At 58.7% G+C, this 24,266-nt stretch carries 23 protein-coding genes and 2 pseudogenes; 20 read left to right on the top strand and 5 right to left on the bottom strand.

Annotated features, from left to right (window positions below; translation table 11 throughout):
- Positions 1-51: 51 nt before the first annotated feature.
- Both dsbD and F3H58_RS03975 read left to right on the top strand, forming a co-directional pair.
- The gene (gene dsbD, locus F3H58_RS03970) at positions 52-1,872 is read left to right on the top strand and encodes a protein-disulfide reductase DsbD (protein ID WP_149741264.1); all 1,821 of its coding nucleotides are present in this window, start codon (positions 52-54) and stop codon (positions 1,870-1,872) included.
- A 63-nt stretch (positions 1,873-1,935) separates the two neighbouring features.
- Positions 1,936-2,544, top strand: coding sequence for a DsbA family protein (locus tag F3H58_RS03975; protein ID WP_149741265.1), 609 nt, complete (start codon positions 1,936-1,938; stop codon positions 2,542-2,544).
- A 174-nt stretch (positions 2,545-2,718) separates the two neighbouring features.
- Here the strand turns inward: F3H58_RS03975 and F3H58_RS03980 are convergent, their stop codons facing one another.
- Together F3H58_RS03980 and F3H58_RS03985 are read right to left on the bottom strand one after the other, a co-directional pair.
- Entirely contained in the window at positions 2,719-3,744 is a 1,026-nt protein-coding gene (locus F3H58_RS03980) for an SAM-dependent methyltransferase (RefSeq protein ID WP_149741266.1), read from the bottom strand.
- Complete coding sequence (locus tag F3H58_RS03985; protein ID WP_149741267.1) at positions 3,741-4,529, bottom strand: DUF1295 domain-containing protein; 789 nt, start codon at positions 4,527-4,529, stop codon at positions 3,741-3,743. Before F3H58_RS03985 ends, F3H58_RS03980 begins: the two co-directional genes overlap by 4 nt.
- Positions 4,530-4,720: 191 nt before the next feature.
- Here F3H58_RS03985 and F3H58_RS03990 point away from each other — a divergent pair, with 191 nt between their 5' ends.
- The 15 genes and pseudogenes from F3H58_RS03990 (at position 4,721) to F3H58_RS04060 (ending at position 17,877) form a co-directional block, all read left to right on the top strand.
- Positions 4,721-6,091 (top strand): NAD(P)/FAD-dependent oxidoreductase, encoded by a 1,371-nt coding sequence (locus F3H58_RS03990; RefSeq protein WP_149741268.1) that lies wholly within the window; start codon positions 4,721-4,723, stop codon positions 6,089-6,091.
- On the top strand, positions 6,088-6,906 hold the full coding sequence (locus F3H58_RS03995) for a DUF1365 domain-containing protein (protein ID WP_149741269.1): 819 nt from the start codon (positions 6,088-6,090) through the stop codon (positions 6,904-6,906). The genes F3H58_RS03990 and F3H58_RS03995 overlap by 4 nt, the downstream gene beginning before the upstream one ends.
- Positions 6,893-8,125 carry an SAM-dependent methyltransferase gene (locus F3H58_RS04000; protein WP_149741270.1) on the top strand — a complete coding sequence of 411 codons (1,233 nt, stop codon included), beginning with the start codon at positions 6,893-6,895 and terminating at the stop codon, positions 8,123-8,125. Before F3H58_RS03995 ends, F3H58_RS04000 begins: the two co-directional genes overlap by 14 nt.
- Before the next feature lie 27 nt (positions 8,126-8,152).
- The gene (locus F3H58_RS04005; protein ID WP_149741271.1) at positions 8,153-8,530 is read left to right on the top strand and encodes a DUF2147 domain-containing protein; all 378 of its coding nucleotides are present in this window, start codon (positions 8,153-8,155) and stop codon (positions 8,528-8,530) included.
- A gap of 69 nt (positions 8,531-8,599) precedes the next feature.
- A complete protein-coding gene (locus F3H58_RS04010; RefSeq protein ID WP_149741272.1) occupies positions 8,600-9,028 on the top strand; it encodes a DUF2177 family protein in 429 nt (142 codons plus the stop codon).
- 134 nt (positions 9,029-9,162) lie between these two features.
- The gene (locus tag F3H58_RS04015) at positions 9,163-9,705 is read left to right on the top strand and encodes a sigma-70 family RNA polymerase sigma factor (RefSeq protein WP_065656274.1); all 543 of its coding nucleotides are present in this window, start codon (positions 9,163-9,165) and stop codon (positions 9,703-9,705) included.
- On the top strand, positions 9,702-10,412 hold the full coding sequence (locus tag F3H58_RS04020; RefSeq protein ID WP_149741273.1) for an anti-sigma factor: 711 nt from the start codon (positions 9,702-9,704) through the stop codon (positions 10,410-10,412). Before F3H58_RS04015 ends, F3H58_RS04020 begins: the two co-directional genes overlap by 4 nt.
- Before the next feature lie 114 nt (positions 10,413-10,526).
- A pseudogene (locus F3H58_RS27440) lies at positions 10,527-10,835 on the top strand (hypothetical protein); the annotation flags it as partial.
- Positions 10,836-10,847: 12 nt separating this feature from the next.
- Positions 10,848-12,002 carry an iron-containing alcohol dehydrogenase gene (locus F3H58_RS04030; RefSeq protein WP_149741274.1) on the top strand — a complete coding sequence of 385 codons (1,155 nt, stop codon included), beginning with the start codon at positions 10,848-10,850 and terminating at the stop codon, positions 12,000-12,002.
- A gap of 192 nt (positions 12,003-12,194) precedes the next feature.
- On the top strand, positions 12,195-13,220 hold the full coding sequence (locus tag F3H58_RS04035) for a LacI family DNA-binding transcriptional regulator (RefSeq protein WP_149741275.1): 1,026 nt from the start codon (positions 12,195-12,197) through the stop codon (positions 13,218-13,220).
- Between the two features lie 35 nt (positions 13,221-13,255).
- Entirely contained in the window at positions 13,256-14,209 is a 954-nt protein-coding gene (locus tag F3H58_RS04040) for an ABC transporter substrate-binding protein (RefSeq protein ID WP_149741276.1), read from the top strand.
- The gene (locus tag F3H58_RS04045; protein WP_149741277.1) at positions 14,206-15,009 is read left to right on the top strand and encodes an ATP-binding cassette domain-containing protein; all 804 of its coding nucleotides are present in this window, start codon (positions 14,206-14,208) and stop codon (positions 15,007-15,009) included. Before F3H58_RS04040 ends, F3H58_RS04045 begins: the two co-directional genes overlap by 4 nt.
- A complete protein-coding gene (locus F3H58_RS04050) occupies positions 15,006-16,010 on the top strand; it encodes an ABC transporter permease (protein ID WP_065656267.1) in 1,005 nt (334 codons plus the stop codon). Before F3H58_RS04045 ends, F3H58_RS04050 begins: the two co-directional genes overlap by 4 nt.
- Positions 16,011-16,014: 4 nt before the next feature.
- On the top strand, positions 16,015-17,082 hold the full coding sequence (locus tag F3H58_RS04055; protein WP_149741278.1) for a phosphotriesterase family protein: 1,068 nt from the start codon (positions 16,015-16,017) through the stop codon (positions 17,080-17,082).
- A gap of 24 nt (positions 17,083-17,106) precedes the next feature.
- A complete protein-coding gene (locus F3H58_RS04060; RefSeq protein WP_149741279.1) occupies positions 17,107-17,877 on the top strand; it encodes a glutamine amidotransferase in 771 nt (256 codons plus the stop codon).
- A gap of 9 nt (positions 17,878-17,886) precedes the next feature.
- Here the strand turns inward: F3H58_RS04060 and F3H58_RS04065 are convergent, their stop codons facing one another.
- Positions 17,887-18,783 carry a ribokinase gene (locus F3H58_RS04065; RefSeq protein WP_149741280.1) on the bottom strand — a complete coding sequence of 299 codons (897 nt, stop codon included), beginning with the start codon at positions 18,781-18,783 and terminating at the stop codon, positions 17,887-17,889.
- Positions 18,784-18,807: 24 nt separating this feature from the next.
- On the opposite strand from F3H58_RS04065, the gene F3H58_RS04070 reads away from it, so the two are divergent.
- Together F3H58_RS04070 and F3H58_RS04075 are read left to right on the top strand one after the other, a co-directional pair.
- The gene (locus tag F3H58_RS04070) at positions 18,808-19,650 is read left to right on the top strand and encodes a BtpA/SgcQ family protein (RefSeq protein ID WP_149741281.1); all 843 of its coding nucleotides are present in this window, start codon (positions 18,808-18,810) and stop codon (positions 19,648-19,650) included.
- Positions 19,651-19,663: 13 nt separating this feature from the next.
- Positions 19,664-20,905: a Zn-dependent hydrolase gene (locus F3H58_RS04075; RefSeq protein WP_149741282.1), complete on the top strand. Its 1,242-nt coding sequence runs from the start codon at positions 19,664-19,666 to the stop codon at positions 20,903-20,905.
- 247 nt (positions 20,906-21,152) lie between these two features.
- Here the strand turns inward: F3H58_RS04075 and F3H58_RS27445 are convergent.
- Positions 21,153-21,388, bottom strand: a pseudogene (locus F3H58_RS27445) (CoA transferase); the annotation flags it as partial.
- Between the two features lie 25 nt (positions 21,389-21,413).
- On the bottom strand, positions 21,414-23,102 hold the full coding sequence (locus F3H58_RS04085) for a GMC family oxidoreductase (RefSeq protein WP_149741283.1): 1,689 nt from the start codon (positions 23,100-23,102) through the stop codon (positions 21,414-21,416).
- A gap of 160 nt (positions 23,103-23,262) precedes the next feature.
- Here F3H58_RS04085 and F3H58_RS04090 point away from each other — a divergent pair, with 160 nt between their 5' ends.
- Positions 23,263-24,192, top strand: a complete 930-nt coding sequence (locus F3H58_RS04090) for a LysR family transcriptional regulator (RefSeq protein WP_149741284.1) — start codon at positions 23,263-23,265, stop codon at positions 24,190-24,192.
- Positions 24,193-24,266: the final 74 nt, after the last annotated feature.

Consider the following 24,266-nt stretch of genomic DNA (forward strand, 5'->3'; position numbering starts at 1 on the left):
TCCCGGCGAGATCAGTCCCGGCATGGAAGAATACATGAAAGGATATGCCGGATGCGCATATTGGCGTTCACATTTGTGATCCTGGCGCTTTTCAGGGTCGTCTCCCCGGCGTCCGCGATAGAAACACCACTTGCCATGGACCAGGCGTTCAAGGCAACGGTCGAGCGGGGAAACGACGGCCGCGCCATCATTCGCTGGGCGATCAATGACGGCTATTATCTCTACCGTGACTATCTGAGCGCAGAAGGCGAGGACGGCCGCAAACTCGAAATCCAGTCCCTGCCCGGCGAGATGAAAGAGGACCCCAGTTTCGGCTCTACCGAGATTTACTACAAGACCGCAACGGCATCGATCGCCGAAGCGCCGGCAAAATTCCGCCTTACCTATCAGGGTTGCCAGGACAAGGGGCTCTGCTATCCGCCGACCACCAAAACGGTCGACATGGCAAGCCTGACCGTAGCCGCTGAAGATCTGTTTTCCCAGAACAGCTTCGCTAAAGCTGCACAAGCTTCGGCCGGCGTCTCCATGGACGCCACACAGGAAGGATTTTCACTGGCGGAGGATAGCGCGCAGACGGCGGTCGATCTGCTGCTGGCGGATGGCGGATTGATCCTGCTTCTTGCTGGATTTCTCGGTTTCGGATTGCTGCTCGCCTTCACGCCATGCGTTTTCCCGATGTATCCGATCGTTGCGGCCATGCTCGCCCGGGAAGGCGAAAAACTGACCGCGCGGCGCGGCTTCCTGTTGTCCGTGTCTTATGCGCTTGCGCTTGCATCCACCTTTGGGCTGATGGGAATGGCCGCCGCATGGTCAGGGCAAAACCTGCAGATCGCACTGCAATCAACCTATGCCGTAGCTGCGATATCCATCCTGTTCGCCGTCATCGCGCTCGCAAATTTCGGCCTTTTCCACATTCAGCTTCCAGCCGTGATCTCTGCCCGGTTTGCGAAATCGCCGCAGGGCGCGAGCACGATTCCCGGCGCGATGCTGCTCGGCTTCTCCTCGGCATTGCTCATCGGACCTTGCGTCACGGCACCCCTCGCGGGTGCGCTTCTCTACATTGCCCGCACCGGCGATGTCGTCATCGGCGGCGCCGCACTATTCGCCCTTGGACTGGGCAAGGGAATTCCACTCGTCATCATGGCGACCGCAAGCGGCAAGGCGCTGCCGAAAGCAGGGCTGTGGATGGAAAAAGTGCGCCAGATTTTCGGCTTCATGTTTCTGGCCACCGCGCTTTGGCTGGCAACGCCGCTTATGCCGGAACGGCTGACATTGCTCGGATGGGCAATACTTGCCCTTTCCTTCGGCGTTTTTGCTTTCGGTGCAGGGACCGGCGATCCGAAGTCCGGTGTGAGCGTGCTTTCCCGCACGACGGGTCTCGCCTCCATCATCTGGGCAATCTTGATCTTCGTCGGTCTCGGCATCGGTGCAACGGACCCACTCTCTCCCCTGAAGCCGCTGAGTTCCGCCAGCGGTTCCGGATCGCTCGCATCGATAAAGAAAAGCGACTTCGAGAAGGTTTCCTCCATCGCAAGCCTGGAAGCCCGGCTCGACAGCTCGCCGCCACAGGAACCGACACTCCTCTATGTCACAGCCGACTGGTGCGTGACCTGCCGCACGATCGAACGCTCACTTTTAACCGCACCCGATGTGGTTGAAGCGTTGAAGGGAGTAAACCTCGTCAGCCTGGACCTGACAAAACTGGACGCGAATAAACAGGCGTTGCTTTCGACATTGAAGGTCGTCGGCCCGCCCACGATGGTTTTTCTCGACAGCAACCGAAATGAGCCGGAGGCAACGCGGCTGGTCGGCGAATTCTCGGCCGCAGAACTGGCAGCATCGGCTCGCAGGGCGCAGGGCTCGCGTCCGTGAACGAGGTCGCGATCAATCCTGCCGCATTGCCGGCATCCCAATAATCCAACAAGGAGAATTCTGATGTTTTCACGACGCGATTTTATGGCCGGCGGACTGGCGGCTTTTAGCGGAGCGCTGGTGTCTGCAGGAGACGGCTTCGCACAGCAGGTCAGCACGGACGAGGTGTTCTTCGACAGGGACGCACCCGTGCTTGGAAATCCCAAAGGCAAGGTTACGATTGTCGAATATTTCGATTATCAATGCCCCTACTGCAAGACCTCACATGCCATGGTGAAAAAGGTTGTCGCAAATGACGGCGACGTCAGGCTTGTTTTGAAGGACTGGCCGATCTTCGGTGGCGCATCTGTCTTCGCGGCACAGGCGGTGCTGGGGGCCGCCCAGATCGGTAAATATGAAATCGCCATGGAAGCGCTGATGAAAACAAAAGGGCGTATTTCCGAAAACGATGTCGAAAAGGCCCTGACCGGCGCAGGATTGGCGATGAAAGACATCGCCGCGGCGGTGAACAGCAACAACAGGAAAATCTCCGCGCTGCTCGATCGAAACTATCGCCAGGCGCTCGCCTTCAACTTTGTCGGCACGCCATCCTTCGTCATCGGCAAGACGATCTATCCCGGTGTTCTGGATGAGAAAGGCCTCAGGGCCGCCATTAAACAGGCCCGGTCATAATTCGCAAATTCCCCCCGGAACAACGCCCCTCCCTGTCATCTCGATTGTCAGGGAAGTTGCCAGTGGAATCGTCTTAAGGACCCCCTCGATGCCCTATCATTATCTTACACGAAATTTCCCGATCGCTGCCTTTCTGTCGAGCCTGCTGACGCCGCCGATTGTGTGGCGCTAACACTAAACCCTCTTAAAAAAGTAGTGCCCCACACCCCACACGTCACCGCCCTCATGCCCGAAGAGCCCCGCGGTCGCCAGAAAGAACAATCGCCATCGCCTTTCCCACAGCCGGGCGTCGGCGCCATAGGTTTGCTGCAGAATGGGTCGGATACGGTCAATTTTTTTGTCGAAATTTTCGAGCCAATCGAGCGCTGTCCGACGATAGTGCGACCCTGACCAGCGCCACTCCTGCTCGACGGTGAAAAGCTGACTGAAGCGATGGGGAAGGTCAAAGGCTGGCATGATGCCGCCGGTGAAGAAGTGCCGGGCGATCCAGTCGGCAGGATTGTTGTGGTCAAAACGATAGGATCGGTCGCGGTGGTTAAACACATGCAGGAAAAACCTGCCGTCCGGCTTCAGCCACGAGTGAACACGCTCGAACAACACGCGCCAATTCGACATATGTTCGAACATTTCCACCGATACGACACGGTCGAATCGATCTCCCGTCGTAAAATCATTCATATCGGCCGTCACGACAGAAAGGTTTGAAAGCCCCCGTTCTCGGGCACGACCGATTATATATTCGCGCTGCGACACGGAGTTCGAGACTGAGGTGATGCGCGCATTGGGGAAACGGCCCGCCATATAGAGGGATAACGAACCCCATCCGCAGCCGAGTTCCAGGATATCCATGCCGTCCTCAAGGCCGGCATGGGCCGAGGTCAGGGCCAAAGCAACATTTTCAGCTTCATCAAGCGTCGTCGTGGCATCGTCATAATAGCAGCAGGAATATTTGCGCTGCTCTCCCAGAACGAGCGCGAAAAATGCCGCTGGCACTTCATAATGCTGTTTGTTCGCATCGTCGGTATGGCTGGCGACGGGAAACTTCACCATATCCGCCGCGAAAACCTCTTCCGCATCCGCTGGAATGGCGGCAAGCCGCCGCTTCGTCCGTGCGCAGAGCATATCTATTCCGGCGAGCGTCACGCTGTCGTTGAGCGGCGCGCGCTCGGCGGCGTTGATGGCGAGTGCGAGCATGTTCATGGCCTGTCCTCGTTCTTGCGCGGCCCCGGAAAAAAGGCGTTGACGCGTTGTTGAAGGGCGCGGAATTTTTCCCCGCGCGATTGCAGCATATGGTCTTCAAGCGGCGGAATGCCGGAGACATGGACAAGCAGCCAGTACATCATCGCCGGTGCGGCGAGCGATACCCATGACAAGGCCGGCCCCTGAATGGCCAGCAGCGGAAAACCGCACCAGAAAAGCCATTCGAAAAAATAGTTGGGGTGACGGGAATAACGCCACAGGCCGGTTTCGCAGACACTGTTTTTTGCCGCTGCGGTCTTTCTGAATTTCGAGAGCTGGGCGTCGGAGAGCGCTTCACCTGCCAGCGCGCCAAGGGCAACCACCATGGCGATAACGTCAACCATACGCGGAAACACATGGGTGTTGCTTGCCGCAAGATAGACCGCAAGAACGAGCACGAAAGCGGCGATTGCCTGTATCTGCAGGAAGACGAATAGCCGCAGGGCGGCAGCGCTCCCCCATTGCTCCATAAGCTTTGCATAGCGGGGATCTTCCCCGCCTCCTCGCGTGCGCATGCCAATATGGCCGGCAAGCCGCAGGGACCAGACAACGATCAGAAAAAGTATAGCACCGCGCCGCCAGCCGTCTCCGCCGGCGAAAGCAACAGCGAAAATTCCGCCAAGCCCGACAGTTGCCGCCCAGACCGCGTCGATCCAGCCGCTTGAACCGGTTGCTCTCTGCAACGCCCAAGCGCCCGCCATCAGAAGCGACATGAGAACGGCAAGCGTCAGGACTACAGAAAACATCACTAATTCGCTCGCCATTTTGAATGGTTTGAGGTCGGGTTCGTGATGGCAAATACGAGCGGACCCGCAAAAGAGTTTCAGGCGCCGGACAAAATTTCAAAAAATCGGTGCACCGGTGAAACTGATAGGGCGGCCTCCTCGTACATGTCGCGGTCCCCAGGACTGGACTGGCAGTGCTATAGCGAGGAAAAATGGTCGACACCGAAGCGAAAAAAGAACAAAGCCGCCGCATCGCCGTCGTCGGAACGGGAATTTCCGGTTTGTCGGCGGCCTGGCTTTTGTCGCAACGACACGATGTAACTGTTTTCGAAGCGGCTGACCGCATCGGAGGCCACACCAATACGGTGACGTTCAGCACGGACCATGGACAAGTCCATGTTGATACCGGATTCATTGTCTATAACGAGCAGACCTATCCCAATCTCACCGCGCTTTTCCAGCAACTGGGCGTGGCGACAGCGGCGTCGAACATGTCTTTCGCCGTTTCTCTGGATAATGGCGGTTTCGAATATTCCGGCGGAACCGGCCCTGGCCTGCTGGCCCAGAAGTCCAACATCCTGAGGCCACGTTTCTGGGCGATGCTTGCGGACCTTTTGCGCTTTTACCGCAACGCCCCACGCGACCTGCATTTGATGGGCGATCTGTCTCTTGACGAATATCTCTCCCGCAACCGGTATGGTTCAGCGTTCCGCGACGATCATCTTTACCCCATGGCTGCGGCCATCTGGTCCACGCCGGCCATGGAGGTCGGCCGCTATCCGGCGGCGCATTTCATCAAATTCTGCCGCAATCACGGCCTGCTGTTGCTGCGCAGTCGGCCGGTCTGGCGCACAGTCGTCGGTGGCTCGCGCGAATATGTGAAACGCATTACGGCGCCGTTTGCGGATCGAATTCTCCTTTCGACGCCGGTGAAGCGCATCCACCGCCTGCCGGACGGCGTCGAAATCACCACTGCGGACGGCAAAGCCGTGCGCTTCGATGATGTGGTGATAGCAACCCATGCGGATCAGGCGCTCGACATGCTCGCCGATGCAACACGCGCCGAACGGCGCATTCTTGGCGCTTTTGCCTACACCCAAAACCGCGCCGTGCTTCACACCGACAGCCGTTTCATGCCGCGCCGCCGCGCTGCCTGGTCAAGCTGGAACTATGTGGCCGACACGCGCATTAAAACGAGCCTGCCGAGCATTACCTACTGGATGAACAGACTTCAGCCGCTGGGTGAAACCCCGGACATTTTCGTAACGCTGAACCCGGAGCGGGAACCGGATCAAGGAAAAATCATCGCCGAGGAAACCTATCACCATCCGGTTTTTGATGCTGGCACCGAACAGGCGCGTCAGGAGCTATGGGCCCTGCAGGGTCTGCGAAACACCTGGTTCTGCGGCGCTTATTTCGGATCCGGTTTTCATGAAGATGGTCTTCAGGCCGGCCTTGCCGTCGCCGAAGATCTTGGCGGCGTATCCCGTCCATGGAAGGTTGCTGACGACAACGGCCGGATCATCCGCCTGGATTTGGCGACGATTGCGACAGATACGGAAATCATGGAGGTGATGGCATGACGCCTCTCCTCACCTCGGCGCTTTTTCCCGGCCATGTAACGCATGCGCGCTTGAAGCCGAAAACCCATAAGCTCGCCTACCGGATTTATTCGCTGCTCCTCGACCTCGATGAGTTGAACGTGCTCGACCGGAAATTGCGATTTTTCTCCGTAGACCGGTTCAACCTGTTCTCGTTTCACAGCAGGGATCGCGGCAACCGCAGCGCCATCGGGCTGCGCCAGCAGATCGAGGCAGCCATGACGGCGGCAGGCATGGCAGTGGACGGAGGGCCGATACGTCTGCTCACCATGCCGCGCGTGCTCGGCTGGGCCTTCAACCCACTCAGTGTCTTCTTCTGCTACGGGCGCGACTTGTCGCTCAAAGCTATCCTCTGGGAGGTGGACAACACGTTTGGCGAGAGACACTCATACCTGATCCCGGTGGAAGCCGGCAAATCGACCGAGATCGTCCAGCAATGCGACAAGGCCTTTTATGTCTCTCCATTCATGGACATGGATCTCCACTATGTTTTCCGCGTCGCCCCGCCCGGCGACAGGCTGAAAATCGTCATCGATACTTTCGACAATGACGGCCTGATCCTGACCGCCCGGCATCTGGCCCGGCGTGTCGAATTGACGGACGGTGCGCTTCTGAAAGCTTTCTTCGCCATTCCCCTCCTGACGCTCAAGGTCATTCTGGGCATTCATTGGGAGGCCCTGAAAATTTGGCTGAAAGGTGTGCAGCTCAGAAAACGGCCGCTGCCGCCTGCCGGTCCAGTCTCCTTCCATCATCCTTCATCGTCGCAAATCGAGGCCAAAATTCATGACCCCGTTTGACAATCTCACGGAATTATCGGCGAAGAATACGCGCCTGAACGGCCGCATCAGCCCAGGCATGTGGCTCATCAACCGGCTGTTGAGCAATATCGACAGGGGAAGATTACATGTCATTCTTCCCGGCGGCCGCATCATTGAAAAATCCGGCGCAACGAATGGCAGCGAGGCAATCCTTGTCCTGCATAGCTGGCGCGCGATCCGGCGAATGCTGCTGAACGGCGACATCGGCTTTGCCGAGGGTTTCATCGAAGGCGACTGGACCACACCAGATCTGACGGCGCTGATCCGCTTTGCGGCCCAAAATCGCGAGGCGTTCGCAAGTTCAATGCGCGGCAGCCTGCCGATGCGCCTTCTCAACCGCGCTGCGCACGGGTTGAATGCCAACACCAGACGCGGCAGCCGCCGCAATATCGAAGCGCATTATGATCTCGGCAACGAGTTTTACCGGCAGTGGCTTGATCCCTCCATGCTGTATTCTTCGGCGATTTTCGATGACACGGCGTCTACGCTCGAAACCGCCCAACTGAAAAAACTGGAACGTATCGTCGATAAACTGCAATTGAGCGGCGGCGAGAACATATTGGAGATCGGCTGCGGCTGGGGCGCACTCGCCATTCACCTTGCCACACAAGCCAAAGCCAACGTCACCGGCATCACTCTCTCCCCCTCCCAGTTAAAATGGGCAAAAAATGCGGCGGAAAAAGCCGGCAGCACAGACCGCATCGATCTGAGGCTCCAGGATTACCGCGACCTGAACGGCCAATTCGACAGGATTGTCTCCGTCGAGATGTTCGAAGCAGTCGGCGAGGCCTATTGGCCGAGCTATTTCGAAACGCTGAAAAGATGCCTGAAGCCCGGCGGCAGCGCGGTGCTGCAAATCATTTCGATTGAAGAAAGCCGCTTTGATACATATCGGCGCAAGGCGGATTTCATCCAGAAATACGTCTTTCCCGGCGGCTTTCTGCCCTCAAATACCGCGCTCGAAAAAGCGGTCGACAAAACCGGCCTTAAGCTCACCGATAAGGAACTTTTCGGCCAGTCCTACGCGCTCACGCTCGCCGAATGGCGCCAGCGTTTTCACGCGCGGTGGCAGGCGATTTCCCTGCTCGGCTTCGATGACCGCTTTCGACGGCTTTGGGATTACTACCTTTGCTATTGCGAGGCAGGCTTTGCCGAGGGGAGCATAAACGTGGGCTTCTACACGATCGAACACAGATAAGGCGGGACCAAACTGCGGAGAGAGACAATGATGATCAACGGATTGACGGTTGCTTCCGTCGTATGGCCACTGCTGGTCGCGTCCAGCGCGACGGCAGCCGATATCGACGGCAACTGGGCACGCGGAGACGGCAAGGCGAAAGTACTGATTGCGCCCTGCGGTGAAAATATCTGTGCCACAAACACCTGGATCAAGCCGGGCACCCCGAAGGAAAAGGCCGGGGACCGGCTGATCATGGACATAAAGCAGACAGAGGCAGGCAGCTATTCCGGCACTGCTTTCGACCCCCAGCGGGATAAATCCTACAGGATAACAGTGACAATAAACGGCAACGGCATGACCACGAAAGGCTGTATCGTCGCCGGTCTGCTGTGCAAAGGCATAAATTGGACAAGGATCGACTAGCCACATCTACACGTTGCTTCGACCCGCCATCGTCGCTCCCCTATCGACGCCCTGCAAAGGAAAACACCAATGAAAACCTATGTCGCAGCCTACCTTTTTACCCTCGTCGCCTTTCTGGTGATTGATTTCATCTGGTTGAGCACGATGGCGTCGCGCCTTTACCGCCCGGCCATCGGCGATCTTCTGGCAGAAAACTTTCGGCTTGCTCCGGCGGTCGTCTTTTACCTCATCTATGCCGCCGGCCTGACCTTTCTTGCGGTTCGCCCGGCCTTTCAGACAGGGGAATGGACGACCGCGCTGCTCTATGGCGCAGTGGTGGGCTTCATGGCCTATGCCACTTACGACCTGACCAATCAGGCGACGCTCAAAAGCTGGTCCACGACCCTGACGGTCGCCGATCTTCTATGGGGAACCTTCGTCTCCGCAGCGGCGGCCACAATCGGCTATCTCATCACGGCGCGGCTCGTCGGCCCGCTGGAAAATCCGGCGGGCCTGTGATGACGACATCCTCTCTTACCGGCAGCTTCGTTCCGATACCCCTGCAGCGTATCCGTTGCCGGGTTCTCGGAATACATCTCTTGTCTTCCCGCGAAATACGATCCTATAAAGGAGGCGCAGCAAGGAAGGTTCGAATGCAGGGCACAGAGATCGCAAGCCTTATCAACCGCGTCGGCATGGGTGATCGTTCAGCATTCGTCTCGCTTTACCAGGCAACCAGTCCGAAGCTTTTCGCGATCTGCCTGAAAATCCTGCGTGACAGAACGGAAGCCGAGGAGGCGCTGCAGGAAATCTATATCAAGGTCTGGCAGCGGGCCCGAACATTTGCCGCCAGCGCCGGCAAACCCGCCACATGGCTTGCCGCTATTGCCCGCAATCATGCAATAGACACCATCCGCGCGCGCAAGCCCATAACCGACGACATCGAGGAAGCCTACGATCTTGCCGACGAGAGCGCCCGCGATCCTGAGCAGCAGATCGTTCTCGCCGATGAAGGCCGCAGGATCGAAGCCTGCATGCGCGAGCTTGAGACCGTACACGCGCAGGCGGTGCGTCGGGCCTATGTCGAGGGCTTGAGCTATCTGGAACTCGCCGAAGAATTGCGCGTGCCGCTCAACACGGTCAGAACCTGGCTGCGACGCAGTCTTCTCAAACTCAGAGAGTGCATGCAGCGATGACAACGGGCGAACAGAGCGGCGGCAAGCATTCGCACGACGACATCCTCGCCGGTGAATATGTCCTGGGCGTGCTGCCGCTCGAAAAGCGCCGTGAACTGGAACGACGCATGCAGGACGACGCGGCCTTCGCACAGTTGGTGCAGCGTTGGGAGGCGGAATTTTCCGACTTCAATGCCGATTACCAGGAGCAGGCACCGAGCGCCACTGTTCTTGCGCGTATCGAAGAACGCCTGTTCGGCGGCAGGACCGTCAATACCAATGGCAGCGTCTGGAATTCCGCGTCCTTCTGGCGCTGGATCTCGGTTGCCACCAGCGCAACCGCCGTGGCCGCCATCGTTTACGCCGCCTTCCCCGAAAAATGGCAGGGCTCGACCCCGCTGGTGGCCGAACTTGCAACGACCGACAGCCAGGTTAATCTCCTCGCCTCCTACGATGCGGAATCCGGACGGATGCACATTGTGCCTGTCGCAACCGGCAAGACCGACGAAAAGTCTCTGGAACTGTGGCTGGTGATGGATGGCGGCAAGACCCGCTCGCTCGGCGTCTTCCAGCCCGGCACGAATGGCGATCTTATAATCCCCGCAGACATGCGCAACAGCATCACCGAAGGCACCACCTTCGCGATCAGCGTCGAACCTTTCGGCGGCTCGCCGACCGGTCAGGCAACCGGCCCTGTTATCGCCGTCGGCACGGCGCGATGGGGATGAAGGTTTAACGCTTCCCGATTTCGAGACGAGTCCCGATGAACGCGTCACGGATACGAGATGGGTCGTAACGGTCAATCTCCGAAGCCGACGATGCCCTTGATTTCGGCGAACTCGTACAGACCGATCCCGCGCGGGCGCAAATCGCGCGCGGCCGTTGCCCAATTCGCCCCCTCCTCCGTGATCGCAGACAACATCGCCCGCATCACGGCACCGGCCACAGAAGCAAAGGCGACGACAGCGCCGGACATTCTGGTTTGCCCGGAACTGTCGCTGACCGGGCTTGAGGCTCCCCACACCCGGGCGGAACCGCTTTCTACCACCAACCTCGATACACCCTATCCGACGAACATTGTCCGGCGAAAGGATCTTGTCGTCATGCGTCAACCACATCACTATCAGCCTCTCGTCAAATGGCATCAGTGAGAGACCGATAAGATGTCCACGTTCACATTCGCGACTGTCCCGCAGATAATCGCAGGCCCCGGCAGTATCGCAAGGCTTTCGGAGCTGAAGACCGGGCTCGGGTCGCGTGTTCTGGTAATTTCAGACGATGGCGTCGTCAGGGCTGGGCTTGTTCAACCCGCCCTTGCAAGCCTTTCGGAGGGCGGAGCCGAAACATCGATCTTCACCGGCGTTGTCGCTGATCCTCCGGAAACCGTCATCCACGACGCTGTAGCGCGTGCAATCGATTTCGGTGCCACCGGCATACTGGGCATCGGTGGCGGCTCATCGCTCGATGTCGCGAAACTCGTAGCCCTGCTGGCCAGGAGCGGTGAAGCGCTCGGCGATATTTACGGCGTCGGCAAGGTGACCGGGGAACGCCTGCCCCTCGTGCTGGTGCCGACGACGGCAGGTACCGGATCGGAAGTCACGCCGATTTCCATCGTTACCACGGATGCACATCAGAAAAAGGGCGTCGTGTCGCCAACCCTGCTGCCGGATGCGGCGATCCTCGACGCAAGCCTGACCGTCGGCCTTCCTCCGGCGGTGACGGCGGCAACGGGAATTGATGCCATGGTCCACGCCATCGAGGCGTTCACCTCCGCAAGTGCGAACAACAATCCTGTTTCCCGCACCCTTGCCAAAGAGGCGCTCCGGCTTCTTGGAGCGAATATCGAGATCGCCGTGAAGAACGGGGCCGAGATGGTTGCCAGACAGGCCATGCTGCTGGGTGCGATGCTGGCCGGTCAGGCCTTTGCCAATTCGCCGGTTGCGGCCATTCATGCTCTCGCCTACCCGATTGGCGGCCTCTATCATGTTCCGCACGGGCTCTCCAACAGCCTGGTCCTGCCGCATGTGTTGCATTTCAACGCAACGGTGTGCGGCGATGCCTATGCGGAATTGGCGCCATGTCTTTTTCCTCAGCTGGAGTCTGCCGACAGGTCAGGACGACTTGCCGGCTTCCTGGAAGGGCTGGCCTCGCTCCCCGGGCGCCTGAACCTGCCGGTGCGACTGAGAGATGTTGGGATACCAAAAGACGGGCTTGCCTTGCTGGCGGAAAGTGCGATGGAACAGACCCGCCTGCTGGTTAACAATCCACGCACGGTGCTGCTGTCCGATGCCGCCAGAATCTACGAAGATGCTTGGTAGGCAAGGGTAAGCGCCGCCTTATCTCCACTTCGATCCGGCTCCGGTGAAACAGACAAATTTTAAAGAGGTTATAAAACCGTGTTGACTCGGCCGAGCTTTTAGACTTTTTTGTAAACCGGTTTAGTAAATCGCTTTACAAGCCGGACAGAGGTCGAAAAGACCCGATAGAGTGGAACAGAAAGCGGGAGTGTGATGGCGCGAAACCATGCGACCAGCCTCAAAGATGTCGCCTTGGCGGCAGGCGTTTCAGTTGCGACCGTATCGCGGCTTCTGAACGGCACGCTGGAGCTGCCCCCAGAAACGAAAGCGCGCATCGAGGCCGCTATCCGTGAACTCAATTACGTGCCCAATCCCCATGCCAGACGTTTGAGCCGAGGGCGCTCGGACACGATCGGCCTTGTCGTTCCTGATATTGGAAACCCGTTTTTCGGCATGCTCGTTGCGGCCGTCGAAGAAGAAGCCGACAGGCGAGGACTTGCCCTCTCGCTTTTCGCCACGCTGAACCGTACGGGTCGGGAATTGTCCTATCTTCGTCTGCTTGCCCGCAATCATGTCGATGGGCTCGTTTTCATCACGAACCACCCCAATACCGACGAACTGGCGGAGCTGATCAATACCACTGGCAAGGTCGTGGTGGTCGATGAAGACGTGCCCGGCGCCACCGTGCCGAAACTCTTCTGCGACAATGAACAGGGCGGTCGCCTGGCTGGCGCGCATCTGGCTATGCATGGGCATAAACATGTCCTTTATGTCGGGGGACCAGAGGACATGATCAGTACGGAGCGTCGTTTTCGCGGCCTCAAATCTGCTCTCACCGAGCGGGTGGCGGAGGCAGAGCTTTCGATTTCCAGATATTGCGGCGCATATACCGTGGAATTTGGCCGGGCTGCCGGGCGCCGCTTTCTGGATGAGGGGCGCCCGGCAACGGCGGTTTTCGCCAGTTCGGACGAAATTGCCATCGGATTTGTCGAGGTTCTGCGTGCCGAAGGCGTGCGCATCCCGCAGGACGTGTCGATGATAGGTTTCGACGACGTCGGGCCGCTGCATCTTTTTGCGCCGCCGCTCACCGCCATTCGCCAGCCTGTCAGCGCCATTGGCCAACGCGCCCTGTCGCTTTTGCTCGAAACCAATTGGGACCAGGAACATCCTTTGCTGTCAGAGGAGCTGTTGCCCGTCGAAATCGTCGTGCGTGAATCCGTTGCGCCGCCCGCGATCTAATAAAAAGCAACGAAACCAACAGAGGAAGAACGATAATGCTGAATTTCAAACGTCGATATTTTTCCGCAGCTCTGGCTGCGACCGTCCTTGCCGGCGCGACTTTGTCTGCTGGTCTTGCCAACGCCGCCGAAAAGACGATCGCCCTGGTTCAGATCAACCAGCAGGCGCTGTTTTTTAACCAGATGAATGAAGGCGCGGAAAAAGCTGCCAAGGAAGCCGGCGTCAAGCTGGTGATCTTTAACGCCAACAATGACCCCGCCGCTCAGAACAGCGCGATTGAAACCTATATCCAACAGAAGGTGGACGGCATTGCCGTGGTCGCCATCGACGTCAACGGCATCATGCCGGCCGTAAAGCAGGCGGCCGCCGCCAATATTCCCGTCGTCGCCATTGACGCCATCCTGCCGGAAGGTCCGCAGAAGGCGCAGATCGGCGTCGATAACGGCAAAGCGGGCGCCGACATGGGAAAATTCTTCCTTGACTACGTGAAGTCCGACATGGGCGGCAAAGCGAAGATCGGTGTCGTCGGGGCGCTGAACTCTTTCATCCAGAACATCCGCCAGAAGGGCTTTGAAGACGCCATCAAGGACAAGTCCGGCATCACCGCCGCCGGCGTTGTCGATGGCCAGAACGTTCAGGATACCGCACTTTCGGCCGCGGAAAACCTGATCACCGGCAATCCTGATATGACCGCAATTTATGCCACCGGTGAACCAGCTCTTCTTGGAGCGGTCGCCGCCGTTGAAAGCCAGAGCAAGCAGAAAGACATCAAGGTGTTTGGTTGGGACCTGACCAAACAGGCGATTGCAGGCATCGATGCGGGTTATGTCGCCGGCGTCATCCAGCAGGATCCTTCCGCCATGGGTGAAGCGGCGGTCAAGGCCCTCAAGACCGTCTCCGATGGCGGCACCGTGGAAAAGACCATTGCCGTGCCGGTCACCATCGTCACCAAGGCCAATGTCGAACCCTACCGTGCGGTCTTCAAATGATTGCGGCCGGACAGCACACAGGCGCTGTCGACGGCGCCGGGGGAGATCTTCTCTCCCGGCAGCCCGATCGTGAAGCGCGTATCTCCCTGCGCGATATCCGCAAGACCTTTGGCTCGCATCAGGCGCTTCGCGGCGTCGATCTGGATATCTTCCCCGGCGAGTGCCTCGGCCTCGTCGGCGACAATGCGGCCGGTAAATCCACCCTCACCAAGGTGATTTCCGGAACCTACATCCCGGACGAAGGCACGATCACGATGGAAGGCGAAGCCATTCGCTTTTCGGGCCCTGCCGATGCCCGCAACCGCAACATCGAAATGGTTTTTCAGGATCTCAGCCTGTGCGATCATATCGATGTCGTGGGCAATCTCTTCCTCGGGCGCGAAATTACCAAAGGTCCGTTTCTCGACCGGCCAACCATGCTTTCAGAAGCTCGCAAGATGCTGGATGCACTGGAAATCCGCATTCCGCGCCTCACCTCCAAGGTGGAGAAACTGTCCGGCGGCCAGCGGCAGGCAATCGCGATCGCGCGCGCGGCCTCCTTCAATCCGAAGGTTCTGATCATGGACGAGCCGACATCGGCGCTTGCCGTTGCGGAGGTGGAAGCCGTGCTTTCGCTCATCAATCGCGTCAAGGCAAAGGGCGTATCGGTCATCCTCATCACCCACCGCCTTCAGGATCTCTTCCGGGTCTGCGACCGCATCGCCGTCATGTATGAGGGCACCAAGGTGGCGGAGCGCCAGATCAACGACACCAGCCTCGAGGATCTCGTGCGGCTGATCGTGGGAGGGCAACGTCATTGACCGTCTATACTGAACGCGCCAAAGGCTCGCCGCTTTCGGACTTTTTCGCCGAAAATGCGCAGGTGCTTTCCATCGCGGCCTTTTTTGCCCTCTGCATGGTGTTCTTCTCCGCAACCACGGATACGTTTCTGACGGCCGGCAATCTTCTGAACGTGGTCCGTCAGGCCGCGCCCATCCTGATTGTCTCAGTCGCAATGACATTCGTCATCATCACCGGCGGTATCGATCTGTCCGTCGGCTCCATGGTCGCCCTGATCAATGCCGTCGGGGCGATCCTGCTCGCGGCCGGTTACCCCTGGCCGCTGGTTGTCGTCGCCATGCTCGTGCTCGGCGGCGGGCTCGGCCTCGTGCAGGGCTGGTTCATTGCCTATCAGGGTATTCCAGCCTTCATCGTGACGCTTGCAGGCCTCTCCATCCTGCGCGGCGTCGCCCTCTATATCACGCAGGGCTATTCCGTACCTATACCGGAAGCGCCCGGTTTCTTTTACCTCGGCAGGGGTGATTTCCTCGGCATGCCCGTTCCTGCCCTGATCGGCGTCGTCGTTACCGTCATCGCCTATATCGTGCTTTCCAGCACCCGATATGGTCGTCGCGTGGTGGCTGTCGGCTCCAACCCGGAAGCGGCGCGCCGTGTGGGAATGCCCGCAAAATGGATTCTAGCGTCGGTCTATCTGGCCGCGGGCGTGGCCTCGGCCATTGCCGGCCTCATGATTGCAGCACGGCTGGGGTCCGGATCGTCGAATGCGGCCGTCGGTTTCGAGCTTCAGGTGGTTGCGGCCGTGGTTCTGGGCGGGACTTCACTGATGGGCGGCCGAGGCACCATTCTTGGCACGGTCCTGGGCACCATGACAATCGCCGTGATAGGCAACGGTCTTATCCTCATGCACATCTCTCCCTTCTTCACCCAGATCGTGACGGGCGCCATCATCCTTGCCGCGATCTGGCTCAACACACGCATCTTCACCGCCAACTTCCGCCTCGGCGCGAAAAGAAAGGGATGATGCGATGGCCACGGAACTGTCAGAAGGGCATATCCGGTCGGGAAATATCATGACCGTGCAAGGCGCAATCGCTGCGGACCAGCTTGGCGTCACCCTGATGCACGAGCACATCCTCAACGATTGCCGATGCTGGTGGCACGCCCCAAGGACACCGGAGCGGCAATATCTCGCCGAAGGCTTCGTCTGCATGGAAATCCTGAGCGAGCTGCGTCAGGATCCCTTCGTCAACAAGCACAATATCACGCTCGATGACGAGCCGCTGGCGATTGCGGAACTGAAGGATTTCGCCAGGGCGGGGGGACAGACTGTCGTGGAGCCGACCTGTCAGGGTATCGGCAGAAATCCGCTGGCGCTGCGACGGATTTCACAGGCGACGGGGCTCAACATCGTCATGGGCGCTGGTTATTACCTTGCATCCTCCCACCCCGAAAAGGTGGCGGGGCTGACCGTCGAAGCCATAGCCGACGAAATCGTGCACGAGGCGCGCCACGGTGTCGATGGGACCGATGTCCGCATCGGTCTGATCGGCGAAATCGGTGTCTCCGCGGATTTCACGGCAGCGGAGGAAAAGTCCCTGCGGGGAGCGGCGCAGGCGCAGGTCCGCACCGGCCTTCCCCTGATGGTTCATTTGCCGGGATGGCTTCGGCTGGGACACAGTGTTCTCGACATCGTCGCGGATGAAGGCGCCGATCTAAACCATACGGTTCTTTGTCACATGAACCCGTCCCACGCGGATATCACCTACCAGAGCGAACTCGCAGATCGCCGCGCCTTCATCGAATACGACATGATCGGTATGGATTTTTTCTACGCCGACCAGCAGGTGCAATGCCCCAGCGACGAGGATGCCGCCCGTTCGATTGTCACGCTGGCGGAGGGCGGTTACCTCGACCGCATTCTGCTGTCTCATGACGTCTTCCTGAAAATGATGCTGACGCGGTATGGCGGCAATGGCTACGCCTATATCCTCAGGCATTTCCTGCCGCGGCTGAAGCGGCATGGCCTCGACGACGCCACTCTTCAAACCCTCATGCGGGATAATCCGCGCTCGGTCTTCCAGGCGAAGACCTGACGAAACTATGGAAATGGAAAGATCATGACAAAAAAAGTGCTCCTCGTCGGTGAAAGCTGGGTGAGCTCCGCCACCCACTACAAGGGCTTCGATCAGTTTGGCAGCGTCACCTTTCATCTGGGTGCAGAACCGCTGGTGAAGGCTCTGGAAGGCAGCGAATATGAGCTGACTTACATGACCGCTCATGATGCTGTGGAGAAGTTCCCCTTCGAGATGGCAGGGCTCGACGTCTATGACGCCATCATCCTCTCGGATATCGGCGCAAACTCCCTTCTCCTGCCGCCGGCCGTCTGGCTGCAGTCGAAGACCGTGCCGAACCGGTTGAAGCTCATCAAGGCATGGGTGGAAAAGGGCGGCGGCCTGCTGATGGTCGGCGGCTATTTTTCCTTCCAGGGTATCGACGGCAAGGCCCGCTGGCGCCGCACGCCAGTGGAAGACACGCTTCCCGTTACCTGCCTTCCGTGGGACGACCGCGTGGAAATTCCTGAAGGCTCGACAGCCAAGGTTCTGAAACCCGATCATCCGACGGTCGCAGGCCTTTCCGGCGAATGGCCGCTACTGCTTGGTGTCAACGAGGTCGAGGTTCGTGATCGTGACGATGTCGAGGTGGTTGCCCGTCTGCCGGAAGATCAGGGTTCCCATCCGCTGCTCGTCACCGGACGTTTCGGCAAGGGCCGAACGGCCGCATGGACATCCGACATCGGTCCACACTGGCTCTCTCCCGCCTTCTGTGAATGGGACGGCTATGGGCGTCTTTGGAAGAACATTCTCGGCTGGCTTTCGGAAAAGCCGTGATCGGCAGGCTCAAGCCCGCAGGATGGTCATTAGTTCTTCATGGCTGGGAAAGGCATCCTGCGTGCCACGGCGGCCGACCGTGATGGCTGCAGCCCTTGCGGCATCCTCAAGGGCACGCGCATCCACGGCGACGCCGCGACGTGTAGCGGAGGCGAGCGCAACACCCGTGAAGCAATCGCCGGCACCCGTGGTGTCGACGATCGTCGCGGTCACGGCCGGCACCTCGATGACACCATCGGCGGACACGAGCACGCAGCCCTGTCCGCCGAGCGTGACGATGACGAGGCCGACACCGGCGCGCAGCAGGAGAGCGCCGGCCTCGGCCGCGCTCTCGCCGGTCAGCGCCTCAGCCTCGATTCGATTGAGGACGGCGATATCGATGAGCGGCAGAATGCCTGCGAACCAGGGTTGCAGCGGGGAGGGATTGAAGGCTGTTTTCAGCTTCTTCGATCTCGCCGCTTCGAGAATGGCAATGGTTGTTTCTTCCGAGAGATTGCCCTGCAAAACGACGAGGTCGCCGGAGACGGCATCGCCAAGCGAGTCCAGGGCAGCCTTATCATCAAGCGCTGCCGCTGCTGACCGGGTGGTGATGATGGAGTTTTCGCCGTCTGGGGTCGTCAGAATGATGGAAATATCGCTGGTGGCGCTGGCGACGGGAACAAGCTTTGGTGTCAGGTGCTCGCGGGTGAGCGCCTTTCCGATTGCAATGGCACGGTCATCCCTGCCGACGGCGGCGACGAGCGTGGTTTCGACACCGCACCGTGAAAGAACAATGGCCTGGTTGCAGCCTTTGCCACCGAGACTGCGCGAGGCCTGCTCGCCGAAGATTGAAGCGCCTGCCTCCGGCAGTGCGGCAATGGAATAGGTTTCATCGAGTGCGATATTGCCGATAACAAAGGCACGCATGGAGAACTTTCGAAAGGGACTTAAATGCAGACCATATCCGACAACGCGGCCAATGCTATCAAGGAAATTTTCGGTCGCAACAAGGCGCTGATCGGCATGATCCATTGCCCGGCCTTTCCCGGAGCGCCGCGTTATCGCAGCGCGAGCATGGATGCGATCTATGATGCCTGCATGCGCGATGCGGAGCGCCTCGTTGAAGGCGGGATGCACGGGCTGATCATCGAAAATCATGGTGACGTGCCCTTCTCCAAGCCCGACGATATCGGACCGGAAACATCAGCCTTCATGAGCGTGGTGACAGACCGTATCGTCCGCGCCGCCGGCGTTCCCGTTGGCATCAACGTGCTGGCCAATGCTCCGATCCCGGCCTTCGCGATTGCCATGGCAGGTGGGGCAAAGTTCATCCGCGTCAACCAATGGGCCAATGCCTATGTGGCCAATGAGGGTTTCATGGAGGGGCGTGCAGCCGAGGCGATGCGCTACCGTTCGCTGCTGCGGGCAGAGCACATCAAGGTATTTGCCGATAGCCATGTCAAGCACGGCGCCCACGCCATCACGGCGGATCGCAGCATTGATGAGCTGACGCGCGATCTCGCCTTCTTCGACGCCGATGCCGTGATAGCGACAGGCCAGCGGACCGGAAACAGCGCGTCTCTTGAAGAGATCGAGGAGATCGGCGCGGCCACGCATCTGCCGCTTCTGGTCGGCTCAGGGGTCAACGAAGGCAATATTATCGAAATCCTCAAACGCACCAATGGCGTAATCGTGGCGTCATCGCTGAAGGAAGGCGGCGTCTGGTGGAACCCGGTCGAACTGTCCCGGGTACGTTCTTTCGTTGCAGCGGCTCAGCCCGGCCTCGATGGCTGAAAAGGAGACAGCAATGGCAAAACTTTCGATCAACGGCGAAAGACTGCTGGCAAATCTCGATCGATTTGCGGCGATCGGCGCGACTGAAAAGGGCGGCGTCAACCGGCAGGCGCTGACCGGACTGGATCGTGAGGCGAGACGACTGCTGGCGAAACTCGCCATTGATCGGGGGTTTTCCGTGTTTCAGGATCCCCTTGCCAATCTTTTCATTCGTAGGAATGGCCGCGACGAGAGCCTTGCACCGCTTCTGATCGGCAGCCATCTGGATAGCCAGCCGTCAGGCGGCCGGTTTGATGGAGCGCTGGGAACGCTTTCGGCATTCGAGGTTCTCGAAACGCTCGAAGATTTCGGAATAGATACGGAGCGCCCCATTGAGGTGGTCGCCTTCACCAATGAGGAAGGCTGCCGCTTCGCTCCCGGCTGCATGGGCTCCATGGCTTTTGCTTCCGGTAATATCCCCGAAAACTGGCTTCATCTTGCGGCAACGGATGACGGCGCCGGTTTTGCAGGTGAGCTTGACGCCACCCTGAAAAGCCTGCCGGAAGCGACCATGCGCGATCTTGGTTTTCCGGTCTTTGCTTTTGTCGAGGTACATATAGAGCAGGGTCCATCCCTTGAAAAACAGGGCGTGCCCATCGGGATTGTGACGGGCATACAGGGTACACGCTGGCTGGAGGTGTCAATCACCGGCCAGACTGCTCATGCCGGCACAACAGCCCTAGCATATAGACGCGATCCTTTTCATGCCGCGGTCAATGCGCTGGGATCGCTTTTCCCCGCCATGATGCCGCTGGATCCTGCGGCCCGGTTCACCGTTGGCCGAATGGCGTTGCAGCCCGGCGCCGTCAACGCCATTCCACAATCAGTGACTTTCACCGTCGATATCAGACATCCATCATCAGAAACACTCGACGAAATGGAGAGTAAAATCCGCGCGATCGTGCACGACGCTGCGATGGACCAAAAATGCGAAGCGACGATTGGACAGATATTCGACATGCCGCCGGCGAATTTCCAGGATGGCATCGTGTCGGCATTGGGCCGCGCCGCACGGGAGCGCGGTTTTTCGACCGAACGCATGTTGTCAGGCGCATTTCACGATGCACTTTTCATGAACAGGGTCGCACCATCGGCCATGATTTTTGTGCCGTGCCGCGACGGTCTCAGTCATAACGAGGCAGAGCATGTTGAACCTGAACATAGCATCGCGGGATGCAACATGCTTTTCGCTTCGGTTCTTCAAATCCTGTCATAGGTCACCTTCGACGGCCGTGGGACAGGATGCTTGCGCATGATCAGCTCGCTGGGCATTCCTGCCGTTTTCCACAACGTTATCGGTGTCCGACCAAGCTTCGAGGTTTCCACCTCGCCAGTACGGCACGCCATTCTGCGATCTTTCCCTTGTCTGTTCCCGCACCAAGAATGCTCTTTGCTTCCGCAAGCCACTGGTCCGTTACGGGCCTGTTTGCCAGTTGTTGCAAAGCCGAACGCAGGGCACTGTCGCTCGCCAGTTTGCCCGGGCGAAAATTTTCGATGACAATGTCTGCTTCCGCGATGAGCGCCAACGCCTGCTGGATGCCCTGAGGCACCTTCAGATCGATGTTGACGATGGCTTTGTTGCGATTGAGCGTTGCAGAGCGCCGAGGATCATGGCAACTGCCGGGCCGGCAATATATTGCCCGAAATCAACCACCCGAACGCCGGAAAGCGGAAGCGTGGACCGTGCGGTCGATGTCATCTCTTTGAACCTTCCCAAGAATTTTCTATGCGTGTGCGTCGGCAATGATCCAGCCGGCCGCCTTTTCGGCAATCATAAGCGTCGGTGCGTTGGTGTTGCCGCTTGTGATTTTCGGCATGATGCCCGCATCGACAACACGCAGCCCTGCAACTCCGCGTACCCTGAGGCGACTGTCGACGACTGCCGTCGGATCGTCATCGCGGCCCATTTTCGTCGTACCCACCGGATGGAAGATGGTATTGGCGATATCGCCCGCAAGCCGCGCAAGTTCCTCATCACTCTGGAACTGCGGACCTGGCTTCCATTCCTCAGGCTGGTATTTTGCCAGCGCTGGCTGCGACACGATTTTGCGCACCTGGCGGAGGCTTTGGGCAGCTATCCCGCGGTCTTCTTCGGTGCTGAGATAGTTCGGCGCAATTGCCGGCGCGTCCGACACTTTGCCGGAGCGAATCCGCACGCTTCCAACGCTGGTCGGGTTTAGATTGCAAACACTGGCAGTGAAGGCGGGAATAGTATGCAGCGGCTCACCGAACGCGTCGAGGCTGAGGGGCTGGACGTGATACTCCAAATTGGCATGGGCCTGGCTTTCATCTGAACGCGTGAAGGCGCCGAGTTGTGAGGGCGACATGCTCATCGGACCACTGCGTTTCAACGCATATTCGAGCCCGATCATTGCTTTACCAAAAACGCTGTTGGCGAGCGTATTGAGCGTTTTCGCATTACCGACCTTGAAAACGGCACGGATTTGCAGATGGTCTTGAAGATTTTCACCGACACCTGGCAGGTCGTGTTCGACCTCAACGCCGTGACGCTTCAGCAGTGCCGCGGGCCCGATGCCCGATAATTGCAGGACTTGCGGTGATCCGATTGCACCTGCAGAGAGAATAACCTCTCCGCGCGCGCCAACCTCCACGCGCTGCCCGTGGCGCTCAACCATGACACCGATGCACCGCTTGCGACCGGACGCCTCTTTTACAAGGATCAAACGCTCGACATGAGATTGCGTCCAGATCGTCAGGTTGGGACGGTTCCGCGCCGGGCGCAGGAAAGCCTTTGACGTGTTCCAGCGCCAGCCGGAGCGCTGATTGACCTCGAAATAGCCCACACCTTCATTGTCGCCGCTGTTGAAATCGTCCGAACGCGGAATGCCCGCTTCCACGGCGGCCTCCGCGAAGGATTCGAGAATGTCCCACTTCAAACGCTGCTTCTCGATCCGCCATTCGCCGCCATGGCCATGCATGTCGGAGAACCGGCTGTTGTCGCCGGTCTTCGGATCCGCGCCACCGTCCAGCCGGTAATGATCCTCATGCGCCTTGAAATCGGGCAGGCAATTTTGCCAGGACCAGGCGTCATCGCCGGTCGCCGCTGCCCACCCGTCAAAATCGCGCGCCTGACCACGCATATAAATCATGCCGTTGATCGACGAGCAGCCGCCAAGCGTCTTGCCGCGGGGATAGCGCAGCGATCGGCCGTTCAGGCCGGCATCCGGCTCGGTTTTATAAAGCCAATCCGTGCGTGGATTGCCGATGCAATAGAGGTAGCCGACCGGGATATGTATCCACGGATAGTCGTCCTTGCGGCCGGCCTCCAGCAAAAGGACACGTTTTGACGGATCGCGACTGAGGCGATTGGCGAGCAGGCAGCCTGCGGAGCCACCGCCAACAATCACGTAGTCAAAAAAGTCGCGGAAAGTTCCGGAACCACCATTCCTCATCGGGTTGCACCCCAATCGCGATGGAACACCACATAATTATAAGATTGGACACTTTGCCGTGGCATGCCATGCTCCCTCCCTGCTTTAATTAGATGCATAACCAACATTGGCTCGTTAAATCCAATGACAAATTCAACCGAGCATTATAAGTGAAATTAATATGCTGGAAGGTATCGATCTGAGAACATTACGGGCGTTTGTTACCGTGGGGCGGGAAGGAAACGTCACCCGAGCCGCCGAGCAACTGCACGTCACGCAGCCGGCGGTGACGCTTCAGTTGAAACGCTTGGCCACTGACACCGGGCTGACCCTGTTCCGGCGAACCTCAACGGGTTTGGAGTTGACACAGGAAGGTGCGCTGTTGGCTGCAAAAGCCGAGCAAGTGCTGGCGGCGCTGACGGACTTCGGTCAGACGGCCGGTAATTTATCGACGAGGGTCCGAGGCAAATTGCGGATCGGCACGATCATCGATCCTGAATTCACACGGCTGGGCGCCTTTCTGAAAGCGCTTCTTGAAAGCGGACCGGGTATAGAAACAACGTTGCGTCACGGAATGAGCGGTGATGTGCCGGAGAGGCTCAAGCGTAACGAGCTCGACGCCGGTTTCTATCTCGGTGACCCACGGGATTATGATCCGTCGCCCGACATCACTGGAGAGAATACCGCATCGCTTTTCTACGCTCGCTCACTTGCCCAATTGACCTATTGCGTCGTCGCTCCGCCATCGCTCGCAAGCTTTGTGCGAGGGGCCGATTGGTTACAGCTTGCCTCCCTCCCATGGATCGGCACGCCACCCGCATCGGTCCATAATCGGATGCTGGCCCGGCTGTTCACCAATCTTGGCGTTCGCCAACACATCGTGGCCCAAGTGGACCAGGAAGCGTCCATGATCGCCATGACGCGCACGGGGGTCGGACTAAGCCTTTGCCGGGAATCGATTGCCCTGCATGAACAGCAGTCTCATGGACTGGTCATCGCGGACAATGTGAAGCTCTCGACGACCTTGAGTTTCCTCTGCCTGGAAGCGCGTATGGGCGATCCTTCTATCATCGCGGCATTCGACGCAATTAGACGCGTTTGGGTCCAGTAGGCCGGTTGCCGGTCAATGGTGCCCGAGGCCTGTTTCAGAAACACGTGATCTCCGTCGGCCTGTCAACGGTAAGA

Source organism: Rhizobium sp. NFACC06-2 (assembly GCF_900101425.1).
Taxonomy (GTDB): Bacteria; Pseudomonadota; Alphaproteobacteria; order Rhizobiales; family Rhizobiaceae; genus Agrobacterium; species Agrobacterium leguminum.

Coding starts and splice junctions, on each gene's coding strand:
- dsbD (WP_149741264.1), top strand. CDS start 52: ATGCGCATATTGGCGTTCACATTTGTGATCCTGGCGCTTTTCAGGGTC.
- F3H58_RS03975 (WP_149741265.1), top strand. CDS start 1,936: ATGTTTTCACGACGCGATTTTATGGCCGGCGGACTGGCGGCTTTTAGC.
- F3H58_RS03980 (WP_149741266.1), bottom strand. CDS start 3,744: ATGAACATGCTCGCACTCGCCATCAACGCCGCCGAGCGCGCGCCGCTC.
- F3H58_RS03985 (WP_149741267.1), bottom strand. CDS start 4,529: ATGTTTTCTGTAGTCCTGACGCTTGCCGTTCTCATGTCGCTTCTGATG.
- F3H58_RS03990 (WP_149741268.1), top strand. CDS start 4,721: ATGGTCGACACCGAAGCGAAAAAAGAACAAAGCCGCCGCATCGCCGTC.
- F3H58_RS03995 (WP_149741269.1), top strand. CDS start 6,088: ATGACGCCTCTCCTCACCTCGGCGCTTTTTCCCGGCCATGTAACGCAT.
- F3H58_RS04000 (WP_149741270.1), top strand. CDS start 6,893: ATGACCCCGTTTGACAATCTCACGGAATTATCGGCGAAGAATACGCGC.
- F3H58_RS04005 (WP_149741271.1), top strand. CDS start 8,153: ATGATGATCAACGGATTGACGGTTGCTTCCGTCGTATGGCCACTGCTG.
- F3H58_RS04010 (WP_149741272.1), top strand. CDS start 8,600: ATGAAAACCTATGTCGCAGCCTACCTTTTTACCCTCGTCGCCTTTCTG.
- F3H58_RS04015 (WP_065656274.1), top strand. CDS start 9,163: ATGCAGGGCACAGAGATCGCAAGCCTTATCAACCGCGTCGGCATGGGT.
- F3H58_RS04020 (WP_149741273.1), top strand. CDS start 9,702: ATGACAACGGGCGAACAGAGCGGCGGCAAGCATTCGCACGACGACATC.
- F3H58_RS04030 (WP_149741274.1), top strand. CDS start 10,848: ATGTCCACGTTCACATTCGCGACTGTCCCGCAGATAATCGCAGGCCCC.
- F3H58_RS04035 (WP_149741275.1), top strand. CDS start 12,195: ATGGCGCGAAACCATGCGACCAGCCTCAAAGATGTCGCCTTGGCGGCA.
- F3H58_RS04040 (WP_149741276.1), top strand. CDS start 13,256: ATGCTGAATTTCAAACGTCGATATTTTTCCGCAGCTCTGGCTGCGACC.
- F3H58_RS04045 (WP_149741277.1), top strand. CDS start 14,206: ATGATTGCGGCCGGACAGCACACAGGCGCTGTCGACGGCGCCGGGGGA.
- F3H58_RS04055 (WP_149741278.1), top strand. CDS start 16,015: ATGGCCACGGAACTGTCAGAAGGGCATATCCGGTCGGGAAATATCATG.
- F3H58_RS04060 (WP_149741279.1), top strand. CDS start 17,107: ATGACAAAAAAAGTGCTCCTCGTCGGTGAAAGCTGGGTGAGCTCCGCC.
- F3H58_RS04065 (WP_149741280.1), bottom strand. CDS start 18,783: ATGCGTGCCTTTGTTATCGGCAATATCGCACTCGATGAAACCTATTCC.
- F3H58_RS04070 (WP_149741281.1), top strand. CDS start 18,808: ATGCAGACCATATCCGACAACGCGGCCAATGCTATCAAGGAAATTTTC.
- F3H58_RS04075 (WP_149741282.1), top strand. CDS start 19,664: ATGGCAAAACTTTCGATCAACGGCGAAAGACTGCTGGCAAATCTCGAT.
- F3H58_RS04085 (WP_149741283.1), bottom strand. CDS start 23,102: ATGAGGAATGGTGGTTCCGGAACTTTCCGCGACTTTTTTGACTACGTG.
- F3H58_RS04090 (WP_149741284.1), top strand. CDS start 23,263: ATGCTGGAAGGTATCGATCTGAGAACATTACGGGCGTTTGTTACCGTG.